The 9,805-nt window shown below is 63.7% G+C and carries 12 protein-coding genes and 1 riboswitch; of the genes, 9 read left to right on the top strand and 3 right to left on the bottom strand.

The window, feature by feature from the left end:
* From AC3WJU_RS19545 to AC3WJU_RS19530, 4 genes are all read left to right on the top strand, one after another.
* A partial coding sequence (locus tag AC3WJU_RS19545) for a hypothetical protein (protein ID WP_492260626.1) occupies window positions 1-185 on the top strand: 185 nt, incomplete at its 5' end.
* A 101-nt stretch (window positions 186-286) separates the two neighbouring features.
* A complete protein-coding gene (locus AC3WJU_RS19540; RefSeq protein ID WP_441432960.1) occupies window positions 287-2,035 on the top strand; it encodes a GMC oxidoreductase in 1,749 nt (582 codons plus the stop codon).
* Entirely contained in the window at window positions 2,032-2,433 is a 402-nt protein-coding gene (locus tag AC3WJU_RS19535) for a PAS domain-containing protein (protein WP_059389856.1), read from the top strand. The genes AC3WJU_RS19540 and AC3WJU_RS19535 overlap by 4 nt, the downstream gene beginning before the upstream one ends.
* Entirely contained in the window at window positions 2,430-2,957 is a 528-nt protein-coding gene (locus tag AC3WJU_RS19530; RefSeq protein WP_059389855.1) for a cupin domain-containing protein, read from the top strand. The genes AC3WJU_RS19535 and AC3WJU_RS19530 overlap by 4 nt, the downstream gene beginning before the upstream one ends.
* A 298-nt stretch (window positions 2,958-3,255) precedes the next feature.
* Here the strand turns inward: AC3WJU_RS19530 and ocd are convergent, their stop codons facing one another.
* Both ocd and AC3WJU_RS19520 read right to left on the bottom strand, forming a co-directional pair.
* On the bottom strand, window positions 3,256-4,287 hold the full coding sequence (gene ocd / locus AC3WJU_RS19525; RefSeq protein WP_284991155.1) for an ornithine cyclodeaminase: 1,032 nt from the start codon (window positions 4,285-4,287) through the stop codon (window positions 3,256-3,258).
* Window positions 4,288-4,446: 159 nt separating this feature from the next.
* Window positions 4,447-4,878 (bottom strand): Lrp/AsnC family transcriptional regulator, encoded by a 432-nt coding sequence (locus AC3WJU_RS19520; RefSeq protein WP_059389854.1) that lies wholly within the window; start codon window positions 4,876-4,878, stop codon window positions 4,447-4,449.
* A 55-nt stretch (window positions 4,879-4,933) separates the two neighbouring features.
* Between AC3WJU_RS19520 and AC3WJU_RS19515 the strand changes: the two genes are divergently transcribed.
* From AC3WJU_RS19515 to AC3WJU_RS19500, 4 genes are all read left to right on the top strand, one after another.
* Window positions 4,934-5,293, top strand: coding sequence for a hypothetical protein (locus AC3WJU_RS19515; protein WP_284991154.1), 360 nt, complete (start codon window positions 4,934-4,936; stop codon window positions 5,291-5,293).
* Between the two features lie 104 nt (window positions 5,294-5,397).
* A riboswitch (SAM riboswitch) is annotated at window positions 5,398-5,510 on the top strand.
* A gap of 10 nt (window positions 5,511-5,520) precedes the next feature.
* On the top strand, window positions 5,521-5,778 hold the full coding sequence (locus AC3WJU_RS19510) for a DUF1737 domain-containing protein (protein WP_028267606.1): 258 nt from the start codon (window positions 5,521-5,523) through the stop codon (window positions 5,776-5,778).
* The gene (locus AC3WJU_RS19505) at window positions 5,775-6,185 is read left to right on the top strand and encodes a rhodanese-like domain-containing protein (protein WP_059389851.1); all 411 of its coding nucleotides are present in this window, start codon (window positions 5,775-5,777) and stop codon (window positions 6,183-6,185) included. The genes AC3WJU_RS19510 and AC3WJU_RS19505 overlap by 4 nt, the downstream gene beginning before the upstream one ends.
* Window positions 6,186-7,394: an O-succinylhomoserine sulfhydrylase gene (locus AC3WJU_RS19500; protein WP_059389850.1), complete on the top strand. Its 1,209-nt coding sequence runs from the start codon at window positions 6,186-6,188 to the stop codon at window positions 7,392-7,394.
* Here AC3WJU_RS19500 and AC3WJU_RS19495 read toward each other — a convergent pair.
* Window positions 7,391-8,674 (bottom strand): glutamate--cysteine ligase 2, encoded by a 1,284-nt coding sequence (locus AC3WJU_RS19495; RefSeq protein WP_492260625.1) that lies wholly within the window; start codon window positions 8,672-8,674, stop codon window positions 7,391-7,393. The two genes, AC3WJU_RS19500 and AC3WJU_RS19495, sit on opposite strands and share 4 nt — an antisense overlap.
* Window positions 8,675-8,897: 223 nt before the next feature.
* Between AC3WJU_RS19495 and AC3WJU_RS19490 the strand changes: the two genes are divergently transcribed.
* Entirely contained in the window at window positions 8,898-9,722 is an 825-nt protein-coding gene (locus AC3WJU_RS19490; RefSeq protein WP_059389847.1) for an endonuclease domain-containing protein, read from the top strand.
* Window positions 9,723-9,805 lie beyond the last annotated feature (83 nt).

Here is a 9,805-nt window from a genome sequence, read left to right as displayed (position 1 = left end):
GCACAAACATGTACCCCGGCCGCCACATCCCGGCCCGCCCCTGCCGCATCGGACACCCGGGCCACTTGGGCCCTCGACGGAACCGGAAGACCTTCAATAGCCGCGGCTTGCCGGCGGATTTCAGCCGCCGACCGTGGATCCTCACCGAACTCTATTGTGCCGCCATGGCGGCAGTAGTTAACTAGTCCCGTGAACTCTGCTGGGGAAGGGTGATCTGCCTCTAGGCCCAGTGGGCACCTGGTTTCACGGTGCCGTGGAATCAGCAAAGTTGATGGAGGGCATCGTTATGAGTGCAGTTTCTTCGTCCCAGAATTTCAATCACGGGTTTCCCACGCCCGGACCCCAGGATCCCTCGCCCCAGAAAGTCATGGATCACGTTTTCTTCCTCTCCGAGGGGGAATGGAAAAAAGTCCGCGAAGAGGAACAATTCGACCACATCGTCATCGGCAGTGGGTTCTGCGCCTACGCCTTCGCCGAGCGGACACTGACAGTCAACCCGCACGCACGGATCCTGATCATTGAACGGGGTCCGTTTTTCTTGCCGCAGCACTTCCAGAACCTGCCGCTGCCCTACAAGGAGACCCTGGGAGGCCTCTCGGAGACCTTCCCGTGGACCTTGGCAGCTGCCACCGCCACCCAGCCGCCGGGCAAGATTTCGTGGCAGCACGGCATGGTCCCTTTCTACGGCGGACGAAGCATCATGTGGAGCGCATGGTGCCCCCGCCCCGAGGAAGATGAAATGCGGGGCTGGCCGCGGGCAGTGATGGACGCCGCCAAGTCTCACTTCACGTCCGCGGAAGACCTCCTGAACGTGGTTTCGGCGGACCAGATCGACGCCGGCCGGTCGGCCGACGTCGTCGATCTCATCAACGACACTCGGCCGGTCTACGGAATCATGCAGAAAGCCCTGCAGGAACGGCTTGAGGCAGGCCTGCACAAGATCGATTCCGCCACCCGCAGCATGCCCGCACCGCTCGCTGCGGCGACTGGCGCGACGTCGGGCGTGGACTTCGCGAAGTTCTCGACGCCGGCAGTCCTCCTTGAACTGACGGACAAGCAAGCAGCCCTCGAGGCCCAAGGCAAGGGCGCGGCTCTTCGCATGGTCACGGACTGCACCGTGTTGAGCGTGCTCCAGCAGGACGGACGGGCCACCGCGTTGAACACCAACCGCGGCGTAGTGAACGTCGGCAACGCCAACCTGGTCCTGGCCATGGGCACGCTTCCACCGGCAACGCTGGTCCTCAATTCCTTCCCGCAGGTGCAGGGGGCCGGCGGGCATTTCAGCGCCCACTTCATCACCTCGGTGGTGGCCAGGGTTCCCCGCGAGGATTTTGATTTCAGCGGACAACTCGGCGAGCTGGAACTGGCGGCCATCTATTTGGCGGGCAAGAGCCCGGCCGGCATGCAGTACCACGTCCAGCTTTCGGTCCTCTCGGACCGTTGCCCGGACAAGAACGCCCAGAAGTCCGAACGCTACGCCCCCGACGTCGTCGCCACGGCTTCGCTCGCGCAGCTGCGGTCCTCGGAGGACTACCTGGTGTTCGTCTGCGCCGTCCTCGGCGAACTGGACGAAAGCAACCCGGAGAACCACTTGCGGCTTTCCGGCGGAGCGGACCCCACCTGCAACGTCACCTTGCAGGTGTTGGCCAACGCCACCGACGACGACACCTGGGACACCATGGACGAGGGAACCTTCCAGATGCTGGAGCGGGTCCTCTCCCCGGCCGGCGCGGAGCGGGTCGAATACTGGCGCGGAGATCCCGACGACGGAACCTGGGGTGCCGAGCGTCCCGCCATCCCGGAGCGCCGCGTTCCGGGATTGGTCCACGAAAGCTCGAGCCTGCCGATCGGCGAAGAGGAGGACGCCGTCGTCGGAATCGACTACCGACTCAACGGCGTGCAGAACGTCTTTGTCACGGGCGGCAGCCTCTGGCCCACCGGCGGTTCGTGGAACCCGACCATGACAATGGTCGCCTTGGCGCAAGACCTCGCCGAAAGACTCGAGGCCGACGGCGGAGCGGCGGCAGCGCCATGACTGTCGCCCCGGCGCTGGACCCGGCGCTCCTTCCCACGGTTCCGCCTATGAGTGTCGCCGATGTGCTGGACAGGCAGGACGGCGTGTACTGGGTGGTGAAGGACGCGAATTCGGTCTTCCTGTGGGTCAACCAGAACTTCGCGGACCTGGTGGGCATGGATAAGTCGGAGCTGATCGGGCACCAGGACTCGCGCGCGGAACACGTTGCGCACGACAAGGAAGTAATGGCGAGCGGAAAGCCGTTGCTCAACTTCCACGAGACCATCGCCGTCCCCAGCAAGGACGGCGGCATGGTGAATGTGGACATCGTGACCCAAAAGGGGTTGCTGCGGGCCCCGGGCAGCAAGGACATCATCGGCATCACCGTCTGCTTCTCACTGAAGGACCCGGTCACATGAGTGGATTCGCAGAGGACTGGATCAAACGGTTGGACATGTCCCCCGCTAGCGTGGGCGGCTGGTTCGCGCCCGCGCTCGTGAGCAACGAGGACATCGCCGGATCGGCGCTGCCTCCGCGTTTCGGCGTCGACCATCCGCTCTACAGTTCCAACTGGTACCTGCTGGAGGCGGGTGAGGTCCTCCAGTTGCACGCCCTCAAGCAGGACGAATTGTGGTTCTTCCACGTGGGGACACCGATCAGGCTGCACGTCTTCTCCCGGGAGCTCGGACTTCAGGACTTTGGCTATACCGAAGCCTTGTTGGGGCCGGATCCGGAAGCAGGCGAGATGTTGCAAGGAGTTGCCCCGAACTCCACCTGGTTCGGTGCCGAGTTGGCCGGGCCGGGGTTCGCCTTGGTGAGCTGCAGCCTCGCACCGGGATACGAGAGATCGGACTCCGCGAAACCAACGGCACGGGACATCGAGTCGCTCGTCATGAGGTTCCCCGGGCATGCCGAGCTGATCCTGCGCCTGGCGGTGGTGTAGCCGGGGCCGGCGGGATGGGCTGGGCAGGCGGGATGCCCGGATAAAACGTCTGGTGCGCCGGTTCTGGGGCCGGCGCACCAGGCTTCTCCCACCCAACTGACTAGCAGTAGTTGTCGTTTAGAGGCTCCAAAACGACAACAAATGCGTGGGCCCACGCCGCCCGGGTTCCCTGGCCGAGCTTGCGAGGCGAGGGTGGCGGTGGGGCCCCGCCGGCGAGGGTCCCTGCCTGAGCTCGCGAAGGCTGGGAGCCGACGGGGACTTGCGAGGCGAGGGTGGCGGTGGGGACCAGTTGGGCATCTCAGGAGCCGATCGGCGACAGTTCCCGCACCAGGCCGAAGAGGTCCTTGGGGTCATCGGGATTAGCGACGAGGTCAATCTCCTCGAAGAACTCCGAACCCTCAACGGCGTCGCGGAGATACCTCAAGGCGGAAAAGTCCTCGATCGCGAAGCCCACGGAATCGAATATCGTGATTTGGTCCTTGGAGGTCCGGCCCGGAGCGTGCCCGGCCAGGACCTGCCAGAATTCGGTGACGGGAAAATCGGCGGACATTTGCTGGATCTCGCCTTCAATCCGCGTCTGGGGATCGTATTCCACAAAGACGTCACCGAGGCCGAGGATGGCAGCGTCGAGTTCAGTCTTCCCTGGGCAGTCGCCTCCGATCGCGTTGATGTGGACTCCGGGCGAAACCTGGTCTGCTGTCAGGATCGTGGCATTGGCCTTGTCCGCCGTGCATGTGGTGACGACGTCGGCGCCCTCCACTGCATGGGCCGCCGAGTCTGCGATGGTGATGTCGAAGCCGAGGGGAGCCATGTTCCGGACGAACTTCTCCATCGCTGCCGGGTCCGTGTCCCAGATCCTCACACTGTTTATACCCAGGGCCGCCCGGAAGGCCAGCGCCTGAAACTCCGATTGGGTTCCGGTTCCGATCATCGCCATGATCCGGGCATCGGGGCGCGCGAGCTTCTTAGCGACCATGCCGGACGTGGCCGCCGTCCGCAACGCTGTCAGCACTGTCATCTCCGCAAGGAACGTCGGGTAGCCGTTGTGGACGTCGGACAGGACACCGAAAGCTGTCACGGTCTGGAAGCCGCGCGCGGGATTCGAGGGGTGTCCGTTTACATACTTGAAGCCGTAGGTTTCCTGGTCGCTGGTGGGCATCAGCTCGATGACGCCAAATGGCGTGTGGCTTGCCACTCGCGGAGTCTTGTCAAAAGATTCCCACCGCTGGAAGTCGTCTTCCAGGTACTGCATCATCTCCGAGATGACGGTCTCCGGGCCCCGTCCGGCCGTCCAACGAACCATATTGCGGACATCGACAAAGCGCGTCATGTGCGCTCCTTTCCCTCATAAGCACTGTTGCTACGAGGCTACGGAGCGGCGATATGCATCCACAATTGCCAAAGTACGTACTTTTCATTGAAAACATGCACAAAATGATGACTGCTTATGCACACAATGATCAACGGCAGGCGCCCGTCATAAAAGCGACTATCGCAGGACGGAACTGAGCAGCAGGCTCGTCTCGCTATTGACGATCCCCTCGATCCCGCGGATCCTGCCCAACACCTGGTCAAAGTCGCTGAGGCTCTCCGTGCGCAACTCGGCCACGAGATCCCAACCGCCGTTCGTGGTGTGTAGCGCCCAAATCTCGGGAAGTCCGCGGAGTTGGCGAATGACCTTGTCCGCCGACCTTCCCTCCACGGCAATGAGCGCAATGGCCCGGATCGCAAGTGGATCCACCTCGTCGCGCACCCTCGCGGTGAAGCCAACGATGGTCCCCGAGGAGACAAGACGCTCAAGCCGGCTATTCACGGTGGCCCGAGCAACGCCCAGCTTGCGCGCAAGGCTCGCCACGGAGGCCCTGCCGTCCTCCCGGAGAGCGGAGAGGAGCTGGCGGTCAAGGTCGGTGAGTGCTGCCATAAAGATAAACGTATCGCCCATTCCCCAAGCGGGCCTGAGTCCGTAGGGTATCGACATGAGCATCTACATCAGCCCCGACTCTGCTGCATGGTCCCTGACGGCCATGGCGACTGGTGCGTCAGCGGGATCAATCGATGATGCAAATGGCATGTCCAACCTGGTGAAGGAAATCTACGAGACAGAAGGTTTCGAAGCCTTGTCGGGTGTGGTTTTTGCATTGGCTCATCACAACAGCCTCTCGCTGCATGCACTCGCCACGGCCACCGGGATATCCGTCCACGAACTGCTGGAAATCCGGAAGCATCAAGGTTCCACTTTTCATCACTCCCCTACGGCAGTAGCGTCGCGGTTCGACGCCATTCCACCCCGGATCCAGGCGAGCCTGGAACCGCTGCCCAATGAAACCGAGTCCTAGGACGCTGGCACCCCAGCCCTCGCCAGCCTGGCTGCCGTCCGGTTACGGAACATGACGACGGCCGGTGATGCAGGCCGCCGTCGTGGATGTTATTTTTCTTCTTGAGTAATGAGCACCAGCGTGAAGCCCTGACTTGCTGGTCGGCAACCCTCTCTCCGGCGGGGTGCCTCAGGTGACTACTCGGCGTATCGACACTTTCGAACTGCAAGCGTGACTGAGGAGCACCAATGCCTGAACCCACCGAAGAAAAACTCTCGTACCGTCTCATCACGGGCCCTGACACCAAGGAATTCTGCGAGCGGATCTCCACCGCCCTCGCGGAGGGATACGTGTTGCACGGCAGCCCGGCCGCGACCTTCAACGGCACGGACGTAATCGTGGCACAGGCCATCGTCCTGCCCGCGGCAATCGCAAGCGCAGATGCCGCCGTTGCCAATGCGGTGGATCAGCTTGATGAAGAGTTCGACGGCGAGGGCCACGCATGAGCTACGCAGGCGACCTCAGCCCGCACGACGCCTGGGCCAAGCTTGAGCAGGGCGCCATCCTGGTGGACGTCCGCACCGAAGGCGAGTGGGCACACATCGGCATCCCGGACACCAAAGCCACCGAGAACGATCCCCTGTTCATCCAGTGGAACCTGGCCGGAGGCATCCCCAACACCCGTTTCATCGAAGAGTTGACGCAGCAGGCCCCGGAGGCGGATGGCACCGAACTGGTTTTCCTCTGCCGCTCCGGACAGCGCTCCATCGCCGCCGCGATTGCCGCCACCCAGGCCGGCTACACCTCCTACAACGTCCTCGAGGGCTTTGAGGGCGAGCCGGACCGCTACGGCGAGCGAACCGTGAACGGCTGGAAAAACCGTGGACTTCCGACGAACCTGGGGAACATCTAAGTGACTTTCAACCCTGACGCCGCCAGCTGGAGCCCTGACACCCAGGCCGTCCGCGGCGGTCTTGACCGTACCAACTTCCAGGAAACGTCCGAGGCCGTCTTCCTGAACTCCGGCTTCGTCTACGAGTCCGCTGCAGCCGCCGAGCGAGCATTTACGGGCGAGGACGAACGCTTCGTCTACTCCCGTTACGGCAACCCCTCCGTAGCTACCTTCCAGGAGCGCCTCCGCCTGCTCGAAGGCACCGAAGCGTGCTTCGCGACGGCGTCGGGCATGTCCGCTGTCTTCACCGCCCTCGGTGCGTTGCTTGCTGCCGGTGACCGCGTAGTTGCCGCCCGCTCGCTCTTCGGCTCCTGTTTCGTCATCCTCAATGAGATCCTGCCGCGCTGGGGCGTCGAGACCGTCTTCGTCGACGGGCCTGACTTGGACCAGTGGCGTGCCGCCCTGTCCGAGCCGACAACGGCAGTGTTCTTCGAGTCGCCGTCGAACCCCATGCAGGAAATCGTGGACATCGCCGCGGTGAGCGAGCTGGCCCACGCGGCCGGCGCCACGGTGGTCGTCGACAACGTCTTCGCCACTCCCCTCCTGCAGCGCTGCGGCGATCTCGGAGCAGACGTGATTGTCTACTCAGGCACCAAGCACATCGACGGCCAGGGCCGGGTCCTCGGCGGAGCGATCCTGGGCACCAAGGAGTTCATCGACGGTCCCGTCAAGCAGCTCATGCGGCACACCGGTCCTTCGCTTTCCGCGTTCAACGCCTGGGTCCTGACCAAGGGCCTGGAGACGATGGCGCTGCGTGTCAACCACTCCTCGGCGTCTGCGTTGCGGATCGCCGAGTGGCTCGAGGAACAGCCGGCCATCAGCTGGGTCAAGTACCCGCTGCTGAAGTCGCACCCGCAGTTCGAGCTCGCCGCAAAGCAAATGAAGGCCGGCGGAACTGTGCTCACCTTCGAGCTGCTCCCCTCCGCGGGGCGATCGGCGAAGGAGGCCGCTTTCGCGCTGCTGGACGGGCTCGCCGTCATCGACATCTCGAACAACCTCGGCGACTCCAAGTCCCTCATCACCCATCCCGCCACCACCACGCACCGTGCCATGGGTCCGGAAGGCCGCGCGGCAATTGGCCTGAGCGACGGCGTCGTGCGGCTTTCGGTGGGGCTGGAGGATGTGGACGATCTCATCGGGGACCTCGAGCGGGCCCTCAAGCAGGTCTAGCCGGGCGCTTCGCGCCAGTCCTGGCGCACCCAGGTGAGGACGGGTTGCGGCTTGGTGTCGCTCTCGTCCCTCTCTGAGCGCATCGTGATCTGGACGGCGTGCTCTACGACGGCGGCCAGCCCGGCGGCGTCGGGCGCGCTCCCGTTGCTCTCGCTCCAGCGCCCGGCAACACCACGCTGTTCGATAGCGCCGTTGCCACGGCTCAAGATGGCTGCCACGCCGGTTTGGACCAAGTCGAATTCACCCTGTTCGGCGAGCACGGGTTCCAAGTATTCCACCAACGACCAGACGACGTCGGCGGCGGGTTCCGGGCGAAAGGTTCCGAAGTCCAGCAGTTCGGTACGCAGTCCGAAGTTGCTTGCTTGCCAGGACGCCATCCGCAAAAGCGCAGTGGGCACGGCAGCGGGCTCTATTCCGGCATGGTATTCACGAACAGAAGTCTCAACCAGTGCCCTGACGAGCACCGCGATGAGCGCCGCATCCTCGGCCCGGAGGCAGACATCGGCCACCCGGACCTCCACCGTGGGAACGTGCCGGGACAGCCTGGCGTCGAAGTAGACCATCCCCTCGTCCAGCAGCACTCCCGTTTCGATGAGCCTCCGGACAACCCGCCGGTAAGCAGCCAGGGACCCGAAGATGGCTGACGGCCCCGACGAAGGCCAGCGGTTCCACGCCTGCGTCCGATAGCTCTCAAAACCCGTGGCCAGGCCACGCCAGTAGGGAGAATTGGCGCTCATCGCCGTGAAGACCGCGAGCTTGTCCCGGATGCGGTCCAAGACCATCACGCCTTCCTCGGGGGACTCGATCGATGTGTGCACGTGGAATCCGCACGTGAGCTGTTCGTGCGCCGTGATACCGAACCGTTCGAGCATGATGGCGTACCGGGGATCCGGAGTGGTGTGCAACGCAGCATCCACGGGCGATGTGGCCAACGCGGCGATCCGAGCGCCGTGGCGCCGAGCGGCATGGCTGGCGAGGCCGCGCCCCCTGCGGATCTGGTGCAGGAGCTCGGCGTAGCTGCGGCAGGGGCGGGTCTGGGTTTCGATCTGCTCAAGTTTGAGCTCGTGGCTTAGGCCGGTATCGGGACCGTCGATCTCCTCGAGGGTGGGTCCGGGTTCGGTGCCATCCTGGGCGGCGTGGGCAGCGTCATCGTGGGCGGCGCCGTCGTGGGCGGCGCCGTCGTGGGCGGGGGCCGAGAGGAGCGCGTCGGCAAGCGCGAGCGGCTCGCCGGTCACGGGATCGACGATCAGCAACTCCTCTTCCACACCAAAAGTGCGCACGGATCAATTGTGCGCCATGGCAGCCTTGCGGAGACAGACCGGGATTTTGCGGGCCGCCCGAGGGATTCTGCTGGATCACTCCGACAGGACCGGGGGACAGCCTCTATTTTCCGGGCATTAGCGATAAGCCACCCCCGGGTGATCCAGCAGAATGTCCGCCAACTCATCCACATACGGCACATTCCCTGGGGCGTCAGCCGCAATTCCATGGATAGCTGGATCCATGGATGCTTTGGAATTCCTTGCCACGGTGGGTGGGGTCGCGCGCGTGGGCCTACTGCGCGCCAGCGGCTATACGCCCTCAGCCATCCGCAAGTTGGCTTCCGCCGGGGCACACCAACCACGAAAAGGCGTGTGGGCCCTCCCGTCAGCGGATCAGGAATACCTCACGGCGATCCTCAATAACGGGCATGTCACCTGCGCGAGCGCAGCTTTACGCTACGGCCTGTGGATCAAGGACAAGCCCATGCGCGTGCACCTGGCTACGCGGCACTGCCGGGGCCGGGGCTTCGTCCGGCATGGCGGCCTACGCCTATCTCGGGAGAATGCCGTCCCCTTGGCATCCGTCGAGGACACTGTGATTCACGCATTGGTCTGCTTGCCAGAGGTCGATGCCATTTCGATTGCGCAGTCTGCCATACAGCAGTTCGGCATCCCGCGGGCCCTGCTCGAAAGCGAGATCTCCGCCAACTACTACGGAAACGCCAGGAGGCTTCTCGCCAAGGCAGACGGCCTGTCCGAATCCGTACCGGAGATCAGCGCCCGTCTGCTGTTCGAATCAGAAGGCCTGACATTCCGTCGCCAAGTCAAAATCCGCGGCGTGGGACGTGTGGACTTTCTCATTGGACGGTGGCTCATCGTTGAAGTCAACGGCTACGCCTTCCACAGCTCGCGGGAGGCTTGGAGGAAAGATATGGCACGCCTGAACGCTGCACAGGCACGTGGCTTTGACCTCCTGAGCTTCGCCCCCGAGCAGATTTGGAACAACCCGGAGCAGGTGATGGACGAAATCCGTGCCGTCCTCGCCCTGCACGACGAACAGAGGTGATCGCAACGACGGATTTTGCCGGATCATCGCCAGGGCGCAGAAGGCAAACCCATTGTTTTCGGGGGTGAGCGAACGCTGACTCC

The organism is Arthrobacter sp. FW306-1B-F12A (assembly GCF_058781865.1).
The sequence above is the reverse complement of the archived record's forward strand: the minus strand, read 5'-3'. Positions and strand labels throughout refer to the sequence as shown.

Excerpts from the sequence above, each read along its gene's own strand:
- AC3WJU_RS19510 (WP_028267606.1), top strand. The coding sequence starts at position 5,521 with ATGCCTGAACCCACCGAAGAAAAACTCTCGTACCGTCTCATCACGGGC.
- AC3WJU_RS19505 (WP_059389851.1), top strand. The coding sequence starts at position 5,775 with ATGAGCTACGCAGGCGACCTCAGCCCGCACGACGCCTGGGCCAAGCTT.
- AC3WJU_RS19530 (WP_059389855.1), top strand. The coding sequence starts at position 2,430 with ATGAGTGGATTCGCAGAGGACTGGATCAAACGGTTGGACATGTCCCCC.
- AC3WJU_RS19540 (WP_441432960.1), top strand. The coding sequence starts at position 287 with ATGAGTGCAGTTTCTTCGTCCCAGAATTTCAATCACGGGTTTCCCACG.
- AC3WJU_RS19535 (WP_059389856.1), top strand. The coding sequence starts at position 2,032 with ATGACTGTCGCCCCGGCGCTGGACCCGGCGCTCCTTCCCACGGTTCCG.
- AC3WJU_RS19490 (WP_059389847.1), top strand. The coding sequence starts at position 8,898 with ATGGATGCTTTGGAATTCCTTGCCACGGTGGGTGGGGTCGCGCGCGTG.
- ocd (WP_284991155.1), bottom strand. The coding sequence starts at position 4,287 with ATGACGCGCTTTGTCGATGTCCGCAATATGGTTCGTTGGACGGCCGGA.
- AC3WJU_RS19520 (WP_059389854.1), bottom strand. The coding sequence starts at position 4,878 with ATGGCAGCACTCACCGACCTTGACCGCCAGCTCCTCTCCGCTCTCCGG.
- AC3WJU_RS19515 (WP_284991154.1), top strand. The coding sequence starts at position 4,934 with ATGAGCATCTACATCAGCCCCGACTCTGCTGCATGGTCCCTGACGGCC.